The sequence below is a fragment of the Extensimonas vulgaris genome, from assembly GCF_003337425.1.
GTDB classification, from domain to species: Bacteria; Pseudomonadota; Gammaproteobacteria; order Burkholderiales; family Burkholderiaceae_C; genus Extensimonas; species Extensimonas vulgaris.
Window position 1 is genome coordinate 99,853 of the sequence record NZ_QPJU01000007.1, and the last position, 23,434, is coordinate 123,286.

Genomic DNA, 23,434 nt, shown 5'->3' on the forward strand with positions numbered 1-23,434 from the left:
GTCACAAGCTCCAGCGGTAACGCGCGGCTTCGTGCAGCGTCCAGCCGCCGTCGCCGGTGAGCTCCAGCACCCAGGCGTGGTGCTGGAGCAGCGCAGGGTGGTGGCTCACGCTCACGGGCGTGATTGACAGGCCGTGCAGCTGCCCGTAGAGCTGCGCCTCGTTGCCCGTGTCCAGTGCGCTCGTGGCCTCGTCGAGCAGCAGATAGCGCGGCTTGGCAAGCAGCGCGCGCGCAAAGGCCAGCCGCTGCTGCTCGCCCACGGACAGCACCTTGGCCCAGTCCTGGCGCGCCTGCAGGCTGCCGAAGCGCACGGCCAGCGTGGGCAGGTTGACGCGCTCGAGCCACTGCAGCAGTTCCTCGTCCGAAACTTCGTGCCCGGTTTGCGGGTACGTGAGCTGGCAGCGCAGATCACCGAGCGGCAGATAGGGCTGCTGCGGCAGAAACATCATGTCCAGCCCCGCGGGGCGTATCACCTCGCCCGAGCCCGCATTCCACAGCCCGGCCATCGCGCGCAGCAGCGAGCTTTTGCCCGCGCCGCTCGCGCCCACGATGTGCAGCCCTTCGCCGGGCTGCACGCTCAGGCTCAGCTCGCGGATCAGCAGGCGCTCGCGGTGGGGCGTGAGCAGCGTCAGGCGCTCCAGCGCCAGCTCGAAGCCGGGCATGGTGCGGATCTGCGGCACGGGCTCGGGCGCAGGCTCGCCCTGCGGCGTTTGGCCGTCGAGCGCTTCGGAAAAAGCGTGCAGCCGCTCCACGCCCGCGGAAAAGCGGCTCAGTCCCTCGAAGTGTTCGACGATCACCGTGAGCGCGCTCAGGATGGCGGTGAACGCGCCCGTCGCCTGGATCGCGCGGCCGACCTCCAGGTCGCCCGAAAGCACGTCGCCCGCGATGATCACCGTGGGCAGCAAGGCCATCAAAAAACTGTGTGCATACTGAAACAGGTTGAGCTTGAACTGCGCGCGCAGCACCCGCTGGAAATTGGCATACACCGTCTGGAACACACGCTGCATCATTGCCATTTCGCGTGCTTCGCCATGCAAGAAGGCGATGGGCTCGGCATGCTCGCGCACGCGCACGAGGCTGAAGCGGAAATCGGCCTCGCGCTGCAACTGGCGAAAATTCAGCGCGATGAGCTGCCGCCCGAACACCGTGCCCGTGAACCAGGTGCTCACGACGGCATAAGCGAGCAAAAAATACACCAGCGCGTGCGAAATCGACCACAGCACGCCCGCAAACGCGATGAGCTCGATGACCGAGCCCAGCACGATCATCGAAAAATAGAGCGACTGCTGGGTGAAGCTGTTGATGTCGTCGGCAATGCGTTGGTCGGGGTTGTCTATGTCCTCGGCCATGCTCAGCCGGTAGTACGCGCGCCGGTGGAAGTAGCGCGCGAGAAACTGCTCGGTCAGCCGGCGGCGCCAGCGCAGACCCAGCGTGTCGCGCACGAAGTAGTACAGCGCATACAGCGGCACCGCCGCCACGAGCAATGCGGTGTAGCGCCGAATCGAAGCCCAGAAGCGCGCACTGTCGCCCGCCGCCAGCGCCGAGGTGAATTCGCCGGTTTCCTGGTTGAACAGCACGTTGCAGGCGGTCTGCACGAGCAGCAGCCCCACGAGCAAGGCGAGCAACCCGCCGGCGCGCCAGCGTTCCTGCGAGCGCCAGTAGGGCTTTGCAATCGCCGCAAAATGCCGCCACAGGCGCAGGTTGAAGCCCGGAGTGTCGGCGCCTGGCGGTGCCGTGCGGTCGTCGCCGTTACCGTCGATATTGCCGTCGTTGTTTTCTCTGGTGTCCTTGCGCATGACCGTATTGGACACGAGCCATGACCAGGGGCTTCGTTTCAGCGCGGTCGAAAAAAAGGCACACTTGCGGGGTTCGTTACTTTTTTCTACACCTTTTCATGAGCGCCATTGAAAACCCCGTCGTCTTCGGCACCGAAGACCTGCTGCTGAGCCTGTGCAATTCGGTCACCAAGGTGCTCAACCTGGCCACGCAGAGCACCATCCATTATTCGGCCATGGTGCAGCGCATCAGCAAAACCTGCCTCAAGCCCGACATCGGCTGCTTCGTGCTGTTCGACGGCGGCTTTTCGGGCCTGGTGATCATCAACTTCTCGGCCCAGGCGGCGATGGAGCTCTACCAGAGCTACATGCTCAACATGGGCATGTCGCGCGACGATCTTGCAAGCTCCTACACCTCGGACGACGTCGCCAACGTCATGGGCGAGCTCATGAACCAGGTCGTGGGCGACTTCATCGGCAAGGTGCGGCGCGAGCTGCAGACCCACATCACGCAAAACCAGCCCAAGATGCTGGCGCTGAATAAACAAGTGGTATTGAGCGTGGACGCCAACCTCGACCAGCCCGAGGCGCGGCGCGTGACTTTCTACACCGGCGCGAACCACATCTTCTACCTCGAACTCGCGGTTGACCGCACCGAATTCATCAAGCTCTACGACTTCGAACCCCAGGAAGTGCCCGACCCCGACGCGCTGATCGCGCAGGCGCACCTGGCATCCGCTGCACCGGCGGCCACGGCACCGGGCGCTGGCGCAGCCGCTGGGGCGAGTGATACCGAGGAACTGCTCAAGTCGCTGGGGATGTGAGCGGGTGGTTGGGCGTAAATACGCGGCCGAAGAGGTACTCGGTTTTCGGTTGCGAGGGTTCACGAACCATCAGCCCCCTCGGCGCTCGCGTGCAACGGTCATCCAGCAAGCGCTGTAAAAGACTCCACTGCTACGGGCTTGACGGCTTGCGGCTGCTTGCGATGCTGCAGGATCGCAGTGTGTTCGGCTGCGATCGCTTTCAAAACGGCGGCGTCAAAATACTGCTCGCCGCAGTAGTCGCATTCCAGGCAGGGCACTTCATCGACGATGAGCAATTCGTCGGCTTGCTGGTGGATGTAGCGCGTTGTCTTGGTGGAAAGGTGTTTGTGGCCGCAGAAAGTGCAATGTTGGCTCATGGCTTCAGCCTCGCTCGTAAGGATTTTTGAATTTGGGCGGCGTCGGGATATAGACCGTCACGATGACCAGCCAGTCCTCCATCGCGGCACATACCGCGTGTATCGGTTTACCTGCATCCGTAAAACCCGCCAAGAGGCAGCTCTCGCCGCGGCCTGTATCGAGATAGTGTTCGATGATCCGGCCCGACGCCAGCGCTTGTTCCACTTCTGCGAGCGACAAGCCGTCGTTTTGGCGCTCGCGGTCGGCGTGGCGGGAATAGCGATAGTGGTCGGTTCTCGCGCACTGCTTGATCCAGTCTTCCGCGATCATGGCATGGCCTCCAGCAGCGGCGCGCCCCAGACGCAAGCGCTGAGGGGATCATCCCTGAGGTTAGATTGTGGCAGTGCCATAGCGGTGCTCCTATAGAGATCGCAATAGCGGGTCTTCACGCCGCCGCCTCCAGCCCCTGCGCAAAATGCGTCTGCATGGCCTGCACGCTCGCGGCTACGTCGTGCGCCTGCAGCGCCGTGAGGAGGGCGCGGTGCTCACGCAGCGAATCTTCGATGCGCCCCTGCTTGAGCAGGGAATTCTGGCGGTTAAGCTTCATGACCTTGCGCAAATCGGCCACGACCTGGCTGCGCCAGCGGTTGTCGGCAAGCTCCAAAAGCCGCATGTGAAAGCGCTCGTTGATGGCAAAAAAACGCTCGCGCTCGCCCACGGCGGCTTCGAGTTCGGCGTGCAGCGCTTCGAGTTCCTGCAATTGCTGCGGCGTCGCGCGGGCCGCCACAATGCCTGCGGCGTCGCTTTCGAGCAGCGCGAGCAGGTGATAGACGTCGCGCAGGTCTTTTTCCGACATCTCGGTCACATAGGCGCCGCGGCGCAGCTTCATCGTAATCAGGCCCTCGGTGGCCAGCACCTTGAGCGCCTCGCGCAGCGGCGTGCGGCTGATGCCGAACTCCTCGGCGATTTTGAGCTCGTCGATCCAGCTACCAGGCTCGAGCTCGCGCCGGAAAATGCGCTGGCGCAATTGCTCGGCCACTTCTTCATAGAGCGCGCGCGGCGTCAGGGTAGGGGAGGACATGGGTGGACGGTACGAGGCAAAATGGCGATGAGAGCTGCAGCGTGGGCTGACGCTCTGAATTCATAATTATGAATGATATAAACTCCGCCCCTGCCAAGCGGACGTTTGCCGTCCGTTGCGCGTGAGCCGCCTCACGCTTTTTGCCTTCTTGCACCGCCAGATTCTCTGAATCGCTTTCATTTCCTCGCATTGCCTGACCACAGAAAGCCACGCCATGAGTGAGCCCACCAAAGCCTCCCCCGAATTTGCCCAAGCCAGCCTTGCAGACTGGGTCAAAGCCGCGGCCAAATCCGCCCCTGGTGGAGACTTGAACGCGCTCAACTGGGTCACACCCGACGGGCTCACCGTGAAGCCGCTCTACACCGCGCAAGACCTGCAAGGCTTGCCCTACACCGACACGCTGCCGGGCTTCGAGCCCTTCATCCGCGGCCCGCAGGCCACCATGTACGCGGTGCGCCCCTGGACGATCCGCCAATACGCGGGCTTTTCCACAGCCGAGGAATCGAATGCGTTTTATCGCAAGGCGCTCGCAGCCGGGGCACAAGGCGTTTCGGTGGCGTTCGATTTGGCCACGCACCGCGGCTACGACTCGGACAACCCGCGCGTCGTCGGCGACGTTGGCAAAGCGGGGGTGGCGATCGACTCGGTCGAGGACATGAAAATCCTGTTCGACCAGATTCCGCTCGACAAGGTCAGCGTCTCCATGACCATGAACGGCGCCGTGCTGCCCGTGCTCGCGGGCTACATCGTCGCGGCCGAAGAGCAGGGCGTGAAGCAGGAGCAGCTCAGCGGCACCATACAGAACGACATCCTCAAAGAGTTCATGGTGCGCAACACCTACATTTATCCCCCGCAGCCGAGCATGCGCATCATCGGCGACATCATCGAGTACACGGCCAAGCACATGCCGAAGTTCAACTCGATCAGCATCAGCGGCTACCACATGCAGGAGGCCGGTGCCACGCAGGCGCTCGAGCTCGCATTCACGCTGGCCGACGGCAAGGAATACGTCAAAACCGCGCTGGCCAAGGGGCTCAACGTGGATGATTTTGCCGGGCGCCTGAGCTTTTTCTGGGCGATCGGCATGAACTTTTACCTCGAGATCGCCAAGATGCGCGCCGCGCGCTTGCTGTGGTGCCGCATCATGAAGGGCTTTGGCGCCAAGAACCCCAAGAGCCTGATGCTGCGCACGCACTGCCAGACCAGCGGCTGGAGCCTCACCGCGCAAGACCCGTACAACAACATCGTGCGCACCACCATCGAAGCCATGGCCGCGGTGTTCGGCGGCACGCAAAGCCTGCACACCAACAGCTTCGACGAGGCCATCGCGCTACCCACCGAGTTTTCCGCCCGCATCGCGCGCAACACCCAGCTCATCCTGCAGGAAGAGACGCACATCCCCAACGTGATCGACCCCTGGGCCGGCAGCTACATGATGGAAAAGCTCACGCAGGACATGGCCGACGCCGCGTGGAAGATCATCGAAGAAGTCGAAGCCATGGGCGGCATGACGCAGGCCGTGGACAGTGGCTGGGCCAAGCTCAAGATCGAGGCTGCCGCCGCCGAGAAGCAGGCGCGCATCGACTCGGGCAAGGACGTGATCGTGGGCGTGAACAAATACAAGCTGGCCAAGGAAGAGCCCGTGGACATCCTCGAGATCGACAACCTCAAGGTGCGCGAAGGCCAGATCGCCCGCCTGCAAAAAATCAAGCAAAATCGCGACCAAGCCAAGGTACAGCAAGCGCTGGATGCTCTCACAAAAGCAGCAGAGAGCGGCACGGGCAACCTGCTGGCGCTCACCATCGACGCGATCCGTCTGCGCGCCACGGTGGGCGAAGTCAGCGATGCCCTCGAAAAAGTCTTTGGACGCCACCGCGCCGACACACAAAAGGTGACCGGGGTGTATGCAGCCGCTTACGATTCCGCCGAAGGCTGGGAAAAGCTCAAAGCCGAGATCAACGAATTCGCCGCCGAGCATGGCCGCCGCCCGCGCGTGATGATCGCCAAGCTCGGCCAGGACGGCCACGACCGCGGCGCCAAGGTGGTGGCCACGGCCTTTGCCGACCTGGGCTTCGACGTGGACATCGGCCCGCTGTTCCAGACGCCCGAAGAATGCGCGCGCCAGGCGATCGAAAACGACGTGCACGCCGTGGGCGTGAGCACGCTCGCTGCGGGCCACAAAACGCTGGTGCCCGCAATCATCGAAGAGCTCAAAAAGCAGGGCGCGGACGACATCATCGTCTTCGTGGGCGGCGTGATTCCGCCGCAGGACTACGACTTTCTCTACCAGGCCGGCGTCAAAGGCATCTACGGCCCGGGCACGCCGATCCCGGTCAGCGCGAAGGACGTGCTGGAGCAGATCAAAAAGACACTGTAAGGCTGTCTTGCGGATGGTACATATCTATGGTATTTATCTCATGATATATACTTTTGATATTCATCTTTTGTGGAGGTGAGATGACGACCACATCCGTTGATACCGCCAAGATTTTCACCACCGGTCGCAGCCAAGCCGTGCGCTTACCCAAGGCATATCGCTTTACTACCAAGGAAGTCACCATAGAGCGTCAGGGGGATGCAGTCATCCTGCGGCCAAAACCAGACCATGACGCCTGGGCGCGCCAACTCATGGACGCCGTGGCCGCCTTTGCCGATGGCCCCCGCCTGGAGCGCGCCGAAGAATGGCCCCAGGCAGACCGGGAGGCCTTGCTTCCATGACGTACCTGCTGGACACGAATATCTGCATTTACATCATCAACGAGCAGCCGGCTCGAGTGTTGCAGCGGCTGATCCATGCCGGGCGCGAATCGCTGGCCATTTCTGCGGTGACCGTGGCCGAACTGGCGTTTGGCGTGGCCAAGAGCTCGCGCGCCGAGTCGCGCGCAAAGCTGGAGAATTTTGTCTCGAAATTTCCCGTGCTGGACTGGAATCAGGACGCGGCGTGGGTGTATGGCCCTGTGCGAAAAGCCCTGGAAGCGAAAGGGCAACGCATCGGCGAACGGGACTTGCTGCTGGCCTGCCAGGCCCTGGCCCTGGGTGCCACCATGGTTACCAATAACACCCGCGAGTTCGAGCGCGTTGCGGGTCTGAAGCTGGAGAACTGGGCGATATGAAGCCACAAGTTATAGACACCAAAAACAAAGTCCATTACAGGGCCGTCTTGGATGCAGCCGCTGCTTGATGCCATCCTCCATGGCGGCCCCATGGCTCGCCGCCGCGCCATGGCCAAGGCCATCACGCTGCTCGAATCGACGCGCGCCGACCATCGTGCGCAGGCCGATGCGCTGCTCACGGCCTTGCTGCCGCACACGGGCAAGGCGTTTCGGCTGGGTATCAGCGGCGTGCCGGGCGTGGGCAAATCGACCTTCATCGAAGCGCTGGGCTTGTACCTGATCGCCCAGGGCCACCGCGTGGCGGTGCTCGCGATCGACCCATCGTCGAGCGTCTCGGGCGGCTCGATCCTGGGCGACAAGACGCGCATGGAAAAGCTCTCGGTGCACGAGATGGCTTACATCCGCCCCAGCCCCAGCAGCGGCACGCTGGGCGGTGTGGCCGAGAAAACGCGCGAGGCCATGCTGGTGTGCGAGGCCGCGGGCTACGACGTGGTCATCGTCGAAACCGTGGGCGTGGGCCAGAGCGAAACCGCCGTGGCGGGCATGACCGACATGTTCGTGCTGCTGCAGCTGCCGAATGCGGGCGACGATCTGCAGGCGATCAAAAAGGGCGTGATGGAGCTGGCCGACCTCGTGGTCATCAACAAGGCCGACCTCGACCCCAAGGCGGCCACGCGCGCGCAGGCGCAAATCACCTCCAGCCTGCGCCTGCTGGGCCTGCACGGCAACCCCGAACACGCGCACCACGATGACACGCTCTGGCACCCCAAGGTCATCCAGATCAGCGCTTTGCGCGGGCAGGGGATAGACACTTTCTGGGCCGAGGTCAGCGAATTCCGGCGCCTGCAAACGGCCAACGGCCGCCTGGCCGCGCGCCGTCAGCAGCAGGCGCTCGCGTGGATGTGGGAGCGCATCGACGCGGGGCTCAAACAGGCGTTTCGCCAGCACCCACAGGTGCGCCGCCTGCTGCCCGCCATGGAAGCCGACGTGGCGCAAGGCCGCGTGCCTGCATCTACGGCCGCAAGAATTTTGCTCGCAGCGCAGTTCGGCAAAGCGCCGGAAACCATCGAATAAGTAGCGCCAGCTACCACGGAACAGCCAATTCACCCAAAGGACGAACCATGCAAGAAATCCTGGATCAACTCGAAAAAAAGCGCGCCCTCGCGCGCCTGGGCGGCGGGCAAAAGCGCATCGACATGCAGCACGCCAAGGGCAAGCTCACGGCGCGCGAGCGCATTGAGCTGCTGCTCGACGACGGCACCTTCGAAGAGTGGGACATGTTCGTCGAGCACCGCTGCACCGACTTCGGCATGGAAAACAACAAGATCCCCGGCGACGGCGTCGTCACGGGCTACGGCATGATCAACGGCCGCCTGGTGTTCGTATTCAGCCAGGACTTCACCGTGTTCGGCGGTGCGCTGTCCGAGGCGCATGCGGAAAAAATCTGCAAGATCATGGACCAGGCCATGAAGGTCGGCGCGCCCGTGATCGGCATCAACGACTCGGGCGGCGCGCGCATCCAGGAAGGCGTGGCCTCGCTCGGCGGCTACGCTGAAGTGTTCCAGCGCAACGTCATGGCCAGCGGCGTGATTCCGCAAATCAGCCTGATCATGGGCCCGTGCGCGGGCGGCGCGGTGTATTCGCCGGCCATGACCGACTTCATCTTCATGGTCAAAGACAGCAGCTACATGTTCGTGACCGGCCCCGACGTGGTCAAGACCGTGACGCACGAGGAGGTCACGGCCGAAGAGCTCGGCGGCGCGAGCACACACACCACCAAGAGCGGCGTAGCCGACATGGCCTTCGAGAACGACGTCGAAGCGCTGCTGATGTTGCGGCGCCTCTACAACTACCTGCCGCTCAACAACCGCGAAAAACCGCCCGTGCGCAAGAGCAAGGACCCGGCCGAACGCATGGACCTGAGCCTGGACACGCTCGTGCCCGACAACCCGAACAAGCCCTACGACATGAAGGAGCTGATCCTCAAGACGGTGGACGACGGCGACTTTTTCGAGCTCCAGCCTGAATATGCGAAGAACATCATCACCTGCTTTGCGCGCATGGAAGGCCAGACCGTGGGCATCGTGGCCAACCAGCCGCTCGTGCTCGCAGGCTGCCTGGACATCAAAAGCAGTATCAAGGCCGCGCGCTTCGTGCGTTTTTGCGACGCCTTCAACATCCCCGTGATCACCTTCGTCGATGTGCCCGGCTTCATGCCCGGCACGGCGCAGGAATACGGCGGCATCATCAAGCACGGCGCCAAGCTGCTCTACGCCTTTGCCGAGTGCACCGTGCCCAAGATCACCGTGATCACGCGCAAGGCCTACGGCGGCGCCTACGACGTGATGAGCTCCAAGCACCTGCGCGGCGACGTCAACCTCGCCTGGCCCAACGCGGAAATTGCCGTGATGGGCGCCAAGGGCGCGGTGGAGATCATCTTCCGCGAAGACAAGAACGACCCCGCAAAACTCGCTGCGCGCGAGGCCGAATACAAGGCGCGCTTCGCCAACCCCTTCGTCGCCGGCGCGCGCGGCTTCATCGACGACGTGATCCTGCCGCACGAAACGCGCAAGCGCATCTGCCGCAGCCTGGTGATGCTGCGCAACAAAAAGCTAGAGAACCCGTGGAAGAAGCACGGGAACATTCCGCTGTGAAGCAGGCGCACTGTGGCTTCTGACGCCACACGCGCTCCAGCAACTGAAAAGCATCCACCAGCAACACGGGCTATGACCATGTTCAAAAAAATCCTCATCGCCAACCGCGGCGAAAACGGCCGCGCAGCGGTCGTTTCGTCACATCGCCTGCCGCAGCCCGCGCCCCGGGCTGCAACACGCTGTCCTATCGTTTGAGGAGTTCAAAACCATGTTTACCAAAATCCTGATCGCGAACCGGGGCGAGATTGCGTGCAGAGTGATTGCCACGGCCAAGAAAATGGGCATCGCCACCGTGGCGGTGTATTCCGACGCCGACAAGGACGCGCGCCATGTCAAGCTCGCCGACGAGGCCGTGCACATCGGCCCGCCGCCCAGCCGCGAGAGCTATCTGCGCGCTGACAAGATCATTGCCGCGGCCAAGCAGACCGGCGCGCAGGCCATCCATCCGGGCTACGGCTTTTTGAGCGAAAACGAGGCGTTCGCCAAGCAGGTCGAAGACGAGGGCATCGTCTTCATCGGCCCCAAGCACGCGGCCATCGCGGCCATGGGCGACAAGATTGCGTCCAAGAAGCTCGCCCATGAGGCCAAGGTCAACACCATCCCCGGCTACAACGAGCCCATCGCGGGCCCCGAGCAGGCGGTCGAGATCGCACGGCAGATCGGCTACCCCGTGATGATCAAGGCGAGCGCGGGCGGCGGCGGCAAGGGACTGCGCGTCGCGTTCAACGACAAAGAGGCTTTCGACGGCTTTGCGAGCTGCCAGAACGAGGCGCGCAACAGCTTTGGCGACGACCGCATCTTCATCGAAAAGTTTGTCGAACAGCCGCGCCACATCGAAATCCAGGTGCTTGGTGACGCCTTCGGCAACGTGGTCTATCTGAACGAGCGCGAATGCTCGATCCAGCGTCGCCACCAGAAGGTGATCGAAGAAGCGCCGTCGCCCTTCATCAGCGAGGCCACGCGCAAAGCCATGGGCGAGCAGGCCGTGGCGCTGGCCAAGGCCGTGGGCTACCAGAGCGCGGGCACGGTGGAGTTCGTGGTCGGCAAGAACCAGGACTTTTACTTCCTCGAGATGAACACGCGCCTGCAGGTCGAGCACCCGGTGACCGAGTGCATCACGGGGCTGGACCTGGTCGAGCAGATGATCCGCATCGCCGCGGGCGAAAAGCTCGGCTTCACGCAGGCCGAGGTCAAGCGCGAAGGCTGGGCGATCGAGTGCCGCATCAATGCCGAAGACCCGTTTCGCAACTTCCTGCCGAGCACCGGGCGGCTGGTGCGCTTTCAGCCGCCCGAGCAGACCATGTTCCAGGCCGACACCAGCCTGCGCCATGGCGTGCGCGTCGATACGGGCGTCTATGAGGGCGGCGAAATCCCGATGTATTACGACTCGATGATCGCCAAGCTCATCGTGCACGGCACCGACCGGCAGGACGCCATCGCCAAGATGCGCGAGGCGCTCAACGGCTTCGTGATCCGCGGCATCCACAGCAACATCCCGTTCCAGGCGGCGCTGCTCGCGCACCCCAAGTTCCAGAGCGGTGACTTCAACACCGGCTTCATCGCCGAGCACTATGCCGATGGCTTCCACGCCGAGGACGTGCCGCACGAAGACCCGCTGTTCCTCATCGCGCTCGCGGCCTACATGAACCGGCGCTACCGCGCGCGCGCTTCGGGCATCAGCGGGCAGCTCGAAGGGCACGAGGTCAAGGTCGGCGAGAAGTTCGTGGTGGTCGTGCTCGGCGCGCAAGGGCAGCGTGAATACCACGACGTATCCGTCACCGACTTCGAAGACAAATCAGGCTCTAGCGTAATCACAGTGAGCGATAGAAGCTATCAAATTAGCAGCAATGCAACGCTGGGCCAGATTCGCGTGCAGGGCCAATGCAATGGCAGGCCCTTTACGGCGCAGGTCGAGCGCGGCACGCCCAAGAGCCCCCTGGCGCTGCGCGTCATCCACAATGGCACGCAGATCGATGCGCTGGTGCTCTCACCCTTGGCGGCACAGCTGTACAAGCTCATGCCCTACAAGGCGCCGCCGGACATGTCCAAGTACCTGCTCTCGCCCATGCCGGGGCTGCTCGTGGATATTGCCGTGGAGCCGGGGCAGAAAGTGGAGGCGGGCGAAAAGCTCGCCGCGATCGAGGCCATGAAAATGGAAAACATCCTGTTTGCGGCGCGCGACGGCGTCGTGAGCAAAATCCACGCGCAAAAAGGCGAATCTCTCGCCGTGGATCAAATCATTTTGGAGTTTGCGTGATGAACACCGCTGCCGAACAAACCATCACCGTGCACCGCACTTCCGTCCCCGCTGCACAGCCCGCGCCCTCCAGTGGCCCCTGGACTGTCGAAGCCATCCAGGCCCTGCTCGACAAGCCCTTGCTCGATCTGGTTTATGAAGCCCAGACCGTGCACCGCCAGCACTGGCCTGCGGGCGACATCGAACTTGCCACGCTGCTGTCGGTGAAAACCGGTGGCTGCCCCGAAAACTGCGGCTATTGCCCACAGTCGGCCGAGTTCGACACCGGCGTCAAGGCGCAAAAGCTCATGGAAGTCGATGAAGTCGTGCGTGCCGCGCAGGCCGCCAAGGACGCCGGTGCCACGCGCTTTTGCATGGGCGCGGCCTGGCGCGCACCCAAAGACCGCGACATCGAAAAAGTGAGCGAGCTCATCAGCGCCGTCAAAAACCTGGGTCTGCAGACCTGCGCCACGCTGGGCATGCTCGAGGCGCACCAGGCCCAGGCGCTGCGCGACGCGGGGCTGGACTACTACAACCACAACCTCGACACCGCACCCGAGTACTACACCGACGTGGTGAGCACGCGCGCCTACCAAGACCGCCTCGACACGCTGCGCAACGTGCGCGCGGCAGGCATCAGTGTGTGCTGCGGCGGCATCGTGGGCATGGGCGAGGCGCCCGTGCACCGCGCGGGCCTGATCGCGCAGCTCGCCAACCTCGACCCGTACCCCGAATCAGTGCCCATCAACAGCCTGGTGCGCGTGCCCGGCACGCCGCTGGCCGACAGCGACCCCATCGATCCGTTCGAGTTCGTGCGCGTGATCGCCGTGGCACGCATCACCATGCCCAAGGCGCGCGTGCGCCTCTCGGCCGGGCGCCAGCAGCTCGGCGAAGCCGTGCAGGCGCTGTGCTTCATGGCCGGCGCGAATTCGATCTTTTATGGTGAAAAGCTGCTCGTCACGGGCAACCCCGACACCGAGGCCGACGAGCAACTGCTCGCCAAGCTGGGCCTGCGCGGCCACCGCACCACGAGCACCGAGGCGCACGACCTGCACCACCATAGCGAAGGAGCCTGCGCATGAGCGAAGCCAAGACCAGCGCGGCAGCGCAGCAGCGCCCCTTCAAAGTGCTGGGAATCCAGCAGATCGCGATTGGCGGCACCGACAAGCAGCGCATGAAGCGGCTGTGGGTCGATATGCTGGGCCTCACGCAGACCGGCACCTTCCAGAGCGAGCGCGAAAACGTCGATGAAGACATCCTCGCCATGGGCAGCGGAGCCTACAAGGTCGAGGTGGACATCATGCAGCCGCTCGACATCGACAAAAAACCCGCTGTGCACACCACGCCGCTCAACCACATCGGCCTGTGGATCGACGACCTGCCCAAGGCCGTCGAATGGCTCACGGCGCAGGGCGTGCGCTTTGCGCCGGGCGGCATCCGCAAGGGCGCTGCCGGTTACGACATCTGCTTTTTGCACCCCAAGAGCAACGAGGAATTCCCGATTGCGGGCGAGGGGGTGCTGATCGAGCTCGTGCAGGCGCCACCCGAAGTCATCGCGGCGCTGGGTTGAAATACTCTTAAAGCAATAGCTGCCAGCGCATGACTATCAAGCGTTGGCAGCCATTTTTATTGGCAAAAAGCGGATTTCAGGACTTCTTTTCCATCGGGCAGGTGTTCATGCCCAGCAAGGTGTAGAGCGGGCAGAATTTGAACAGGCCCGTGAGCAGCGGCACCACGCCGATCCAACCCCACCAGCCCACGGTGCCCGTCGCGGCCAATGCGATCAAAACGATGCCGACGACGATGCGCAGGATGCGGTCGATTCCCCCAACATTGACTTTCATGGTTTCCTCCTGGGTGTTTGGATGCTTGGAAGCTCGCCTTGCGCGCTTGCGGCAAGACGGGGAGGGCGGCCGAGCGTCGCATCGCAGGAAACGCTCTGCCACTTCGTGCGCTATTTGAGGCGCTGCCCCGTCGAATCAAGCACTTGCAGCTCGATCGGGATGCCCTGGCCCACGCTCTGCGTCACGGTACAAAAGGCTTCGAACTGACCGAGCACGCGATCGAGGTGTTCGAGTTGCGCTGCAGGCACGCCCAGGTGCATGACGGCCGTGATCTTGAGCACGCGCACGCGGCCTTCGGCGTTGCGCCCGACCTCGGCCGTCACGCTGGCGTGCAGGGGTTCGGGGTTTTGCTTGAACTTGCGCAAGGCAAACAGCAATGAATCGGTCAGGCAATTGCCCACGGCCGCGCACAGCAATTGCACCGGCGTGGGCCCCAGGCCCGTGCCTAGCGGCGGCGGCTCGTCGGTAGTCAGGCCAGCGATGCCGGGGCCGAAATCGACGTCGAAGCGGTAGTCGTGCCGCTGCTGCAGTGTTACGGTGACACTTTTTTCGCTCATGGGGCTCTCCTCGTTCGTTGTTCGCTGTTTGGCCGAGAAATGTTGCGACGCTGTCGCGTGGTTCGATCGCGCTCAACCGCGTTCTATGGGCCTTTGCAGCTGCAAGGCCACGTTTGCCGCCGAGCCGCCGTTGATGGCCTGGCGGTAGCCAAGCTGGCGCATGGCGTCGCAGGCCATGCCAGAGCGTGCACCCGAGACGCAATACAGCACGACGGGCGCGTCCTTGTCGGGGGCGACCTGGGCGATGTCCTGCATGAAGCGCTCGAGCGGCAGGTTGATGGCGCCGCGCACATGGCCGGCCGCGTATTCGCCGGGCGAGCGCACGTCGAGCAGCACGAGGCGCTCGAGCCCCGGGGCGTCGGGGCGGTCTTCGTCAGTTGGCGCGCAAGGGGTTGGGCTCATGAAGTTTGTTCCTGAAATAGGCTGCGGTCAGTGTTCGAGTCTGTGGATGCCCATCAATTTGAGCACGTATTTCTCATAGATCGGCTCGGAGCTACCGGTTTTCATCTTGTAGAGAAAGTATTTCTCGAACGCGATCTTGGACCAGTGCACCCATTTGCCCACTTTGAACCAGTTGGTGTTGCGCGGCGGGATCTGGGGCAGCGCAACGAAGGCGGCCCCGGTATCGCCCATGTCGGCAAGGCAGATCGCGTTCCAGCTGCCCTTGGCGGTGCCGGTTTTGCCTTCGAGGTCGGCAGCGATGTTGTGCACGATGGCGGTGACCATGGTCTCGATCATGTAGCCCGTCTTGGGGGCACCCGTGGGCACGGGCGTGACCTCGACCGGCGGAATTGCCACGCAGACGCCGGCAGAAAAGATGTTGCGGTACTTTTTGCTGCGCTGGTATTCGTCGATGATGACGAAACCGCGCGGATTGCACAGCCCCTCCACGGCCGCAACGGCGTCCACGCCGCGGAAGGCCGGCAGCATCATGCTGAACTTGAAGGGCAGCTCGTGCTCCTTCTTCACCTGGCCGTTCTCGTCGAGCTCGGTGACGAACATCTTGCCCGGCTCCACGCGCGTGACCTTGGCGTTGGTGATCCACTTGATGTCGTTGCTGCGCAAGGCGCTTTCCATGAGCAGCTTGGAGTCGCCCACGCCACCCAGCCCCAGGTGGCCAATGTAGGGCTCGCTCGTGACATAGGTGATGGGCACCTTCTTGCGCAGCTTGCGGCGCTGCAGGTCTTTGTTGAAGATGAATGAAAACTCGTACGCCGGCCCGAAACACGAGGCGCCTGGCATGGCGCCTATGATGGCCGGCCCCGGGTCTTGGAGGAATTCCTGGTAGTCGGCCCAGGTCTGCTCGGCATGTTCGACCGTGCAGATCGAGCGGGTGTGGCCCTCGGGACCCGAGCCGGGCACTTCGTCGAAGGCGAGCTTGGGGCCGGTGGTGATGACCAGGTAGTCATAGGCCAGGCGCTCGCCATTGGCAAATTCGAGTGCATTGCCTTCGGCGTCTATGCGTGTGACCAGCTGGGCCACGAAGCCTATGCCTTTTTTCTCGAGGTGCGGGCGGATCGGAAAGGTGATGGCGTCGCGTTTGCGCCAGCCCACGCCCACCCAGGGGTTGGAGGGCACGAACTGGAAGTAATCGACCGCATTGACCACGGTGATCTGGTGTGCTTTGTCCAGGCGTTCGCGCAGCTCGTAGGCGGCAGGCATGCCACCGGTGCCGGCGCCGAGAACGACGATATGGGCCATTGTGAGTCTCCTTGGGGCAAAAAATCGGGGTGGATCAATGCTGCAGCAGCGCGTTCACGCTCTGTAACTGGGCTTCATCGAGCTGGCCTGCCAGGGCCTGCAGGCGCAGCCGATTTTGCAGCGTTTCCGTGCGTGCTTGCAGCCAAGCCAGGCGCGCGGCGTCGGCGTCGTTTTCGGCGTTGAGCAAATCCAGCGTGGTGCGGTCGCCCACTTCGCGCCCAAGCCGGGTGGCGGCAAGGCGCGCCTCGCTCGCGGTGACGGCTTCGGCCAGCGCAGCCACGCGTGCCTGCGCGGTCTGCAGGGCCAGCCAGGCTGCGCGTGTCTGCTGGCTGACTTGCTGGCGCGTGAGTTCGACCTCGGCACGCGCCTTGTCTTCGAGGCGCAGGGCTTCTTCGAGCTTGGCGCTGCGCATGCCGCCCGTGTAGAGCGGCACATTGAGCTGCAGCCCGATCATGTGTTGCTTTTGCGTGGTGCTGCCCGCGCCGAAATTGCCGTCGCCCTGCAGCCGGTCACGCCCCGCCTGCGCGACCAGGTCCAGCGTGGGCGAGGAGGCGGCGCTGAACTTTTTGACTTCCTGCTGCGCCGCCTGCGCCTGCGCCTGCTGCAGGCGCAGCTGCGGGTTGCTGGCAAGCGCGAGCGCGATCCACTCGTCCAGCGGCTGCAGGGCAGGGGGGGCGACATCGGCTGCGGGCGCCAGCACCTGCAGCGCGTCCGGCCCTAGGCCTGTGGCGTCGGCCAGCGCATTGCGCGCGAGCTGCCATTCACTTTCGGCGGCCAGCACCTGCGCCTGCAGGCTGCGCGCGCGCGCCGTGGCTTCGTGCGTGTCGGTGATGGGGGTGTCGCCGAGCGCGTAGCGCTCCTTGGCTTCGGCCAGCGCGTGCTCGACGGCGGTTTGCTGCTGGCGCAGCAGAGCGAGCTTGCGCTCGGCCAGCACGAGATCGAAATAGCGCTGTACGGTGCGCAGCATCACGTCCTGCTGCGCAGCCTGCCAGCCGATTTCGGCCGCGGAGGCGGCGATGTCGAGCTGCGCGCTCTGCGCGCTGCGCTCACCGTGGATCAAGGGCTGGCGTGCGTTCACGGCCCATTGCGTGGCCGTGCCGCTGTGCACCGAGGTGCCGAACGACACGCCGTTCGAAGTGCCCATACCCGGCGCCGAAAATTGCGCGCCGCGGATGTCCGTATCCGCGGTGCGCTGTCCAACACCGCCGCTGAAGCCTAGGTTCGGGCGCCAGAGCGCGCGCGCCTGCTCGCGCTGCGTGGCGCCTGCGGCGCGCGCCGCTTCGGCCACAGCCATTTGCGGATCGTGCGCACGCGCGGCCTGCCAGACTTGCAACAAATCGGCCGCATGTGCGCCCGAGACGCACAACGCCAGCAGGGCGGCGGTGGGCAGTGCCTTCATGCGCATGCGCATCTCCTGCTCAGCAGCCGCCCGGGACGCCGAGCTTGCGCAGGAGGGAATCCATCAGGCACCACTTGGTGAATCCGCTTTGCAGCAGGTTGAGCCCAATGAAGGCCGTGAACGCGAGCCACCACTGGCTCACGAAAATCGGGCTGCCCGGGATGCCGAGCGCCAGGGAAAGCAGAATGAATGTGCCTGCGATCACGCGCACGAGTTGCCAGCTGGTCATGAGAATGCTCCTTCAGAGTGAGTGGTTGACGAAGTATCCGCCTTGGCTTTGCGGTGATACGCCATGTAATACAGGGTCGGGATCACCACCAGCGTCAGCAGGGTGGAAACGAAGATGCCGAAGATCAGTGAGATCGCAAGCCCGTTGAAGATCGGGTCGTCGAGGATGAAAAACGCCCCGATCATCGCGGCGAGCGCGGTCAGCAAAATGGGCTGCGCGCGGATGATGGCCGCCTGCACGATGGCGTCCTTGAGCGGCACGCCCGCGCGCTCTTGCAAGTGGATGAAGTCCACGAGCAAGATCGAATTGCGCACGATGATGCCCGCGAGCGCGATCATGCCGATCATGCTCGTGGCCGTGAATTGCGCGCCGAGCAGCGCGTGCCCTGGCATCACGCCGATGATGGTCAGCGGAATCGGCGCCATGATGATCAGCGGCATCAGGTACGAGCCGAACTGCGCCACCACGAGCAAGTAGATCAGCACTAGGCCCACGGCGTAGGCCAGGCCCATGTCGCGGAAGGTCTCGTAGGTGATCTGCCACTCGCCATCCCACTTGAGCGCGTAGTCGCGCAGCGCGTCGTCGGGCTGGCGGATGAAATATTCGACCATCGGGCTGCCGCTGGGCGTGGGCAGGCGCGCGATGTCGGCGCGCATCTTGAACATGCCGTAGAGCGGGCTGTCCACCTTGCCCGCCATGTCGCCGACGACGTAGCTCATGGGCAGCAGGTCTTTGTGATAGACGGGCTGCTCGCGCAAGGTGTCGCTCACGGTGACCAATTCACGCAGCGGCACGAGCTGCCCGCTGGCGTTGCGCACCGTGAGCTGCAGCAGCGCGTTCAAGTCGCCCTGGCGCTCATCGGGCAGTTGCAGCATGATCGGCGCCGGGTATTTGCTCGCGTCGTGCAAATACGTGGTGTCCGCACCCGCAAGGCCGGCGCGCAAGGTGCCCACGATGGCTTGCTGCGGGATGCCCAGCAAGGCGGCCTTGCGCCGATCGACGAGCAGGAGCTTGCGCGGCGCGCTCGCGATATTGCTGTCATCCACATCGACGATATCGGGCGTTTTCTCGAACACGGCGCGCACGGCGCGCGCCATCTCGCGCCGGCCTTGCGCCTCGGGGCCGTAGATTTCTGCCACGATGGGCGAGAGCACGGGCGGGCCGGGCGGCACTTCGACCACTTTGACGTTCGCACCAAAGCGCTTGCCGATCTGCTGCAGCGCGGGCCGCACGCGCGTCGCGATCACGTGGCTCTGGTCGCTGCGCTCGTGCTTGTCCACAAGGTTCACCTGAATGTCGCCCACCTCGCCACCGGCGCGCAGGTAATACTGGCGCACCAGACCGTTGAAGTTGATCGGCGCCGCCGTGCCCGCATACGCCTGGTAGTCGGTGACCTCGGGCACGGTGGCCAGGTAAGCACCGAGCTCGTGCAGCACCGCGGCGGTCTGCTCCACCGGCGTGCCCGCAGGCATATCGACGACGACCTGGAACTCGGACTTGTTGTCGAGCGGCAGCATTTTGAGCAGCACGAACCCCGTGACGGGCAGCGCCACCGAAACGGCGATCAGCAGCGCGACGCCCAGGCCCATCAGGCGCCGATTGCGCTTGCCGCTGCGCTCGTCGAGCAGCGGCGTGAAAATACGCTCAAACACCGGCGCAAGCAGTGCCGTGAGGCGGGATTGCGCTACCGGCTTTGCTGCGTTCGCATCGCCATGCGCCTGCCCATGCCCCGTGCCGTGGTGCGCCTTCATCCACAGGCGCGACAGCCAGGGCGTGACGGCGAAGGCGATCGAGAGCGACAGCAGCATGCCCATGCTCGCGTTGATCGGGATCGGGCTCATGTACGGCCCCATGAGGCCCGAGACGAAGGCCATGGGCAGCAGCGCCGCGATCACTGTCAGCGTGGCGAGGATGGTCGGCCCGCCGACTTCATCGACGGCGCCAGGGATGAGCTGCGCGAGCGTCTTTTCCGGGTGCAGCTGCTGGTGGCGGTGGATGTTTTCCACCACCACGATCGCGTCATCGACCAGGATGCCGATCGAGAAAATTAGCGCGAACAGCGACACGCGGTTGAGCGTGAAGCCCCAGGCCCACGAGGCGAACAGCGTCACGGTCAAGGTCAGCACCACGGCGGTACCGACGATCGCGGCCTCGCGCCGCCCGAGCGCAAGAAACACCAGCACCACCACCGACACCGTGGCGAAGAGCAGCTTCTGGATCAGCTTCTGCGCCTTGTCGTTGGCCGTGACGCCGTAGTTGCGCGTTTCAGCGACCTGCACACCGTCGGGGATGATGGTGTTGCGCAGCTGGCCCACGCGCTGCATCACGGCGTCGGCCACGTTGATGGCGTTCTCGCCGGGCTTCTTGGTGATAGAGATGGTCACGGCCGGGTATTCGCCGCCGCCGGCTTTTTGCGCCAAGCCATACCACACGTAGCGGCTTGGGGGCAGGGGGCCGTCGCGCACCTCGGCCACGTCTTGCAGGAATACGGGCTTGCCATTGCGCACGCCCACCACGAGCTCGGCCACGTCGCGCGCGGTGCTCAAAAACGGCCCGGCTTCCACGGCCACGGCCTGGTTCGCGCTGAGCAGATCACCCACCGGCAAGCCCATGTTGGCCGATAGCAGGGCCGCGCGCAGGTCCTGCACCGTGACGCCCGCACCCGCCATGCGCGCCGGATCGAGCCGCACGAGCACTGCGCGCCCCGGGCCGCCCACGGTCTGCACCTCGCGCGTGCCGGGCACGCGCTTGAGCTCGACCTCCATGCTGTGCGCCACGCGCTCGAGCGCAAAAGCGCCTTGTTCCGGGTCTTTGCTGTAGAGCGTGAGCGTGACGATGGGCACGTCGTCTATGCCCTTGGGTTTGATGATGGGGTCGAGCACGCCCAGGTCGCGCGGCAGCCAGTCGCTGTGCGTGCGCAAGGTGTCGTGCAGGCGCACAAGCGCGTCGATGCGCGCCACGCCGACCTTGAACTGCACCGTGAGCACTGCGAGGCCCGGGCGCGAAACGGAGCTCACATGCTCCACGCCCACCATTTGCGCGAGCACCTGCTCGGCCGGCGTCGCCACCATCTGCTCCACGTCGGCCACGCTCGCCCCCGGAAAGGGGATGAGCACGTTGGCCATGGTGACGTTGATCTGTGGCTCTTCCTCGCGCGGCGTGACGAGCACGGCAAAAACGCCGAGCAAAAACGCCACCAGCGCGAGCAAGGGTGTGATCTGCGCGCTCTGAAAAAGCGCAGCAATGCGGCCCGAGATTCCGAGCGAGGAGGGGGTTTCAGTGCTCATGTCGGCGCACCCTTTCAGCGCATCTTGGCCGCCGCTTGCGGATCGGTGGCCACCTTGTCGCCGGCGCGCAGGCCGCTCAATACTTCCACCTGCGTGCCGTCGCTGTAGCCCAGCCGCACCTGGCGCAGCAGCGGCCGCCCTTGGGCGTCGAGCACGTACACGCCCGTCATCTCCGCGCGGCGCACGATGGCGTTTGCAGGCACCAGAAATTGCGGGCCCACGGCTTGCTCTGCTTCCTTACCTGCCTGGGCTGCAGAATCGGCAGCACCTTGCCAGGCCACACGCGCGAACATGCCCGGCAGCGCGCCCTGCACTTGCGCTGGCAGCGGCACGCGCAGCTGCACCGTATGCGTGGCCGCATCGAGCGCCGGAAAGCGCTGCACCTGCGCGGTCGGCACCGTTAGACGCGCCACCTTGGCGCCGGGAATGTCCACTTCGACGGCCGACGCCAGCGCGAGCGACGCCGCGGCAGACTGCGCCACCGTGGCCGTCACGCGCAGCGCGGACGGGTCATACACGCGCACCAGCGGCCGCCCCGGCATGGCCATGTCGCCCAACACCACGGGCACCTCGCTGACGATGCCGGCGTAGGGCGCCTTGAGCACATAAAACCCCGACTGCGTCTGCGCGGCGCCGGCCTGCGCCTGCAAAGCCTGCACCTGCGCCTGCGCCGCCTCCCATTGGGCCTTGGCGCGGTCGAGCGCGGCCTGGCTGATGTAGTGCTTTTGCGCAAGCTGCTTTTGCCGCTCGTACTCCTTGGCGGCCACGTCGAGCTGGGCACGCGCGGCTTGCACCTGGGCCGCGCTTGCCGCCGCATTCTGGTTGGCCGCACGCGCGTCGATGCGCAGCAACTCCTGCCCGGCCTGCACCTTGTCGCCGACCTTCACGTGCAGCGCCACCACCGCGCCTTGCACCTGCGCGGCCACCTGCGTATCGCGCACCGCCTCGACCACTGCCTCGGCGCCGACGCGCTGGCCGTGCCGGGCCGGCGCCTGGACTTGGTACGTCGCCAAGGCAGCCGGCTGCGCGGCCAGGGCCACGTTGACGGCCCCACCGAACACCACGCACGCAGCGACGAGATCACGAGTTTTCAGCATTCGACCCTCCATGCCCAGCAAGCATCGACCCAACACATGGGCGACAAGCTTTGCATTATTTGACTAATCAGCTAAATATGCAAACAGTTTATCATAGCGTCTGCACGAAATTTGCGAGAGCTTGTCATGCCCATGAAAGACCTCCCCCCCGAAGCCCTGGGCCAAGTGGCAGCGTACTTCCAGGCGCTGTCCGAGCCGACCCGGCTGCGCATCTTGAACATCTTGCATGACGGCGAGCGCAGCGTAGGCGAGCTTGCGCAACTTTGCAACTGCACCGCCGCCAACATCTCGCGCCACCTCTCGCTGTTGGCCAAACACGGCCTCGTCACCCGCGAAGGCCGCGGCACCAGCGTTTACTACCGCATCGCCGACGAATCGGTCTATGCGCTGTGCGACCTCGTCTGCGGCAGCATCGCCCAACAACTTGAACGCTCGGCACAGCGGCATGCGATGTTTACGGGGGCGGGGTGATTCAGTGGGCGCAGCTGGTACATAGATAGACCAAGACTTGCGATTGCTTTGCGCCAGCTTTAATATTTAACATAATACAAATCGTATTTACTAGCAGCCTGTCGGACTTTGGGCGTCGAAAGCGAGAATGCGCCCCAGCGAGACCAGTTTTTGCCGGATTCGCCGCCCCATAGTGGTGCTATGGGGCAAGAAGCCGGTGAAAAATGGGCCGCTGCGGCGCATTCGCAGCCGACGATTCCAAAGTCCGACAGGCTGCTAGATGGGTAAGCCCCCTCACAGTGCGGCCTTCCTCAGAAAACCGCCGACCCACACTGGGTTTGGGCCTACCATTCGGGCTGCGGCGTACTGCTGCGCCATGCGAGCAATCTTTTTATCCAGGGACACAGAAACACCATGCGAATCCTTCACACCATGCTGCGCGTCGGCAATCTTGAGCGCTCCATCGAGTTCTACACCAAGGTGCTGGGCATGCAACTGCTGCGCACCTCGGAGAACCCTGAGTACAAATATTCCCTCGCTTTTCTAGGCTACGAGGGAGGCAACCCGGCGCAGGCCGAGATCGAGCTCACCTACAACTGGGGCGTCGAAAGCTACGACCATGGCAACGCCTATGGCCATATCGCCATCGGCGTGCCTGACGTCTATGCGGCGTGCGAGCGCATCCGCGCGGCCGGCGGCCAGGTCACACGCGAGCCCGGGCCGGTCAAGGGTGGCACTACGGTGATCGCTTTCGTCACCGACCCCGACGGCTACAAAATCGAGCTCATCGAGCGCGCTGACGACAGCAAGAGCGGTCAGGGGTTGCGCTGACATTCTCTCTGCGCTGGGCGT

At 64.1% G+C, this 23,434-nt stretch carries 23 protein-coding genes; 11 read left to right on the forward strand and 12 right to left on the reverse strand.

What is annotated here, in order from left to right:
* Position 1: 1 nt before the first annotated feature.
* Positions 2-1,795 (reverse strand): ABC transporter ATP-binding protein/permease, encoded by a 1,794-nt coding sequence (locus tag DFR45_RS10700; protein WP_114483785.1) that lies wholly within the window; start codon positions 1,793-1,795, stop codon positions 2-4.
* A 98-nt stretch (positions 1,796-1,893) separates the two neighbouring features.
* On the opposite strand from DFR45_RS10700, the gene DFR45_RS10705 reads away from it, so the two are divergent.
* A complete protein-coding gene (locus DFR45_RS10705) occupies positions 1,894-2,598 on the forward strand; it encodes a DUF3334 family protein (protein WP_114483733.1) in 705 nt (234 codons plus the stop codon).
* A gap of 98 nt (positions 2,599-2,696) precedes the next feature.
* Here DFR45_RS10705 and DFR45_RS10710 read toward each other — a convergent pair whose 3' ends face one another.
* The 3 genes from DFR45_RS10710 to DFR45_RS10720 all read right to left on the reverse strand — a co-directional run bounded on the left by DFR45_RS10710 (position 2,697) and on the right by DFR45_RS10720 (position 4,015).
* Positions 2,697-2,954 (reverse strand): YgiT-type zinc finger protein, encoded by a 258-nt coding sequence (locus DFR45_RS10710; protein WP_114483734.1) that lies wholly within the window; start codon positions 2,952-2,954, stop codon positions 2,697-2,699.
* 4 nt (positions 2,955-2,958) lie between these two features.
* Positions 2,959-3,264, reverse strand: a complete 306-nt coding sequence (locus DFR45_RS10715; RefSeq protein WP_114483735.1) for a DUF4258 domain-containing protein — start codon at positions 3,262-3,264, stop codon at positions 2,959-2,961.
* A gap of 115 nt (positions 3,265-3,379) precedes the next feature.
* Complete coding sequence (locus DFR45_RS10720; protein WP_114483736.1) at positions 3,380-4,015, reverse strand: GntR family transcriptional regulator; 636 nt, start codon at positions 4,013-4,015, stop codon at positions 3,380-3,382.
* A 214-nt stretch (positions 4,016-4,229) separates the two neighbouring features.
* Between DFR45_RS10720 and scpA the strand changes: the two genes are divergently transcribed.
* The 8 genes from scpA (at position 4,230) to DFR45_RS10760 (ending at position 13,588) form a co-directional block, all read left to right on the forward strand.
* On the forward strand, positions 4,230-6,392 hold the full coding sequence (gene scpA / locus DFR45_RS10725; protein WP_114483737.1) for a methylmalonyl-CoA mutase: 2,163 nt from the start codon (positions 4,230-4,232) through the stop codon (positions 6,390-6,392).
* An 80-nt stretch (positions 6,393-6,472) separates the two neighbouring features.
* Positions 6,473-6,733 carry an antitoxin gene (locus tag DFR45_RS10730; RefSeq protein WP_114483738.1) on the forward strand — a complete coding sequence of 87 codons (261 nt, stop codon included), beginning with the start codon at positions 6,473-6,475 and terminating at the stop codon, positions 6,731-6,733.
* Positions 6,730-7,128 carry a type II toxin-antitoxin system tRNA(fMet)-specific endonuclease VapC gene (vapC, locus tag DFR45_RS10735; protein WP_114483739.1) on the forward strand — a complete coding sequence of 133 codons (399 nt, stop codon included), beginning with the start codon at positions 6,730-6,732 and terminating at the stop codon, positions 7,126-7,128. The genes DFR45_RS10730 and vapC overlap by 4 nt, the downstream gene beginning before the upstream one ends.
* Positions 7,129-7,179: 51 nt before the next feature.
* Positions 7,180-8,202, forward strand: coding sequence for a methylmalonyl Co-A mutase-associated GTPase MeaB (gene meaB, locus DFR45_RS10740; protein ID WP_174564691.1), 1,023 nt, complete (start codon positions 7,180-7,182; stop codon positions 8,200-8,202).
* Between the two features lie 47 nt (positions 8,203-8,249).
* Positions 8,250-9,782: an acyl-CoA carboxylase subunit beta gene (locus DFR45_RS10745; RefSeq protein WP_114483740.1), complete on the forward strand. Its 1,533-nt coding sequence runs from the start codon at positions 8,250-8,252 to the stop codon at positions 9,780-9,782.
* A 208-nt stretch (positions 9,783-9,990) separates the two neighbouring features.
* Positions 9,991-12,039, forward strand: coding sequence for an acetyl-CoA carboxylase biotin carboxylase subunit (gene accC, locus DFR45_RS10750; RefSeq protein WP_114483741.1), 2,049 nt, complete (start codon positions 9,991-9,993; stop codon positions 12,037-12,039).
* Positions 12,039-13,100, forward strand: a complete 1,062-nt coding sequence (gene bioB, locus DFR45_RS10755) for a biotin synthase BioB (protein ID WP_114483742.1) — start codon at positions 12,039-12,041, stop codon at positions 13,098-13,100. Before accC ends, bioB begins: the two co-directional genes overlap by 1 nt.
* The gene (locus DFR45_RS10760; protein WP_114483743.1) at positions 13,097-13,588 is read left to right on the forward strand and encodes a VOC family protein; all 492 of its coding nucleotides are present in this window, start codon (positions 13,097-13,099) and stop codon (positions 13,586-13,588) included. Before bioB ends, DFR45_RS10760 begins: the two co-directional genes overlap by 4 nt.
* Positions 13,589-13,664: 76 nt before the next feature.
* Here the strand turns inward: DFR45_RS10760 and DFR45_RS10765 are convergent, their stop codons facing one another.
* The 8 genes from DFR45_RS10765 to DFR45_RS10800 form a co-directional block, all read right to left on the reverse strand.
* Complete coding sequence (locus DFR45_RS10765; protein ID WP_114483744.1) at positions 13,665-13,862, reverse strand: YgaP family membrane protein; 198 nt, start codon at positions 13,860-13,862, stop codon at positions 13,665-13,667.
* Positions 13,863-13,972: 110 nt separating this feature from the next.
* A complete protein-coding gene (locus DFR45_RS10770; protein ID WP_114483745.1) occupies positions 13,973-14,419 on the reverse strand; it encodes an OsmC family protein in 447 nt (148 codons plus the stop codon).
* 72 nt (positions 14,420-14,491) lie between these two features.
* On the reverse strand, positions 14,492-14,821 hold the full coding sequence (locus tag DFR45_RS10775; RefSeq protein ID WP_114483746.1) for a rhodanese-like domain-containing protein: 330 nt from the start codon (positions 14,819-14,821) through the stop codon (positions 14,492-14,494).
* 27 nt (positions 14,822-14,848) lie between these two features.
* Positions 14,849-16,120 (reverse strand): NAD(P)/FAD-dependent oxidoreductase, encoded by a 1,272-nt coding sequence (locus DFR45_RS10780; RefSeq protein ID WP_114483747.1) that lies wholly within the window; start codon positions 16,118-16,120, stop codon positions 14,849-14,851.
* Positions 16,121-16,154: 34 nt separating this feature from the next.
* Entirely contained in the window at positions 16,155-17,525 is a 1,371-nt protein-coding gene (locus tag DFR45_RS10785) for a TolC family outer membrane protein (protein ID WP_338324293.1), read from the reverse strand.
* Between the two features lie 13 nt (positions 17,526-17,538).
* Entirely contained in the window at positions 17,539-17,748 is a 210-nt protein-coding gene (locus tag DFR45_RS10790; RefSeq protein ID WP_114483749.1) for a YgaP family membrane protein, read from the reverse strand.
* Positions 17,745-21,035, reverse strand: a complete 3,291-nt coding sequence (locus DFR45_RS10795; RefSeq protein WP_114483750.1) for an efflux RND transporter permease subunit — start codon at positions 21,033-21,035, stop codon at positions 17,745-17,747. Before DFR45_RS10795 ends, DFR45_RS10790 begins: the two co-directional genes overlap by 4 nt.
* Positions 21,036-21,049: 14 nt before the next feature.
* The gene (locus tag DFR45_RS10800) at positions 21,050-22,132 is read right to left on the reverse strand and encodes an efflux RND transporter periplasmic adaptor subunit (RefSeq protein ID WP_114483751.1); all 1,083 of its coding nucleotides are present in this window, start codon (positions 22,130-22,132) and stop codon (positions 21,050-21,052) included.
* Between the two features lie 132 nt (positions 22,133-22,264).
* Between DFR45_RS10800 and DFR45_RS10805 the strand changes: the two genes are divergently transcribed.
* Together DFR45_RS10805 and gloA are read left to right on the forward strand one after the other, a co-directional pair.
* On the forward strand, positions 22,265-22,603 hold the full coding sequence (locus DFR45_RS10805) for an ArsR/SmtB family transcription factor (RefSeq protein WP_114483787.1): 339 nt from the start codon (positions 22,265-22,267) through the stop codon (positions 22,601-22,603).
* 393 nt (positions 22,604-22,996) lie between these two features.
* Positions 22,997-23,413 carry a lactoylglutathione lyase gene (gene gloA / locus DFR45_RS10810; RefSeq protein ID WP_114483752.1) on the forward strand — a complete coding sequence of 139 codons (417 nt, stop codon included), beginning with the start codon at positions 22,997-22,999 and terminating at the stop codon, positions 23,411-23,413.
* Positions 23,414-23,434: the final 21 nt, after the last annotated feature.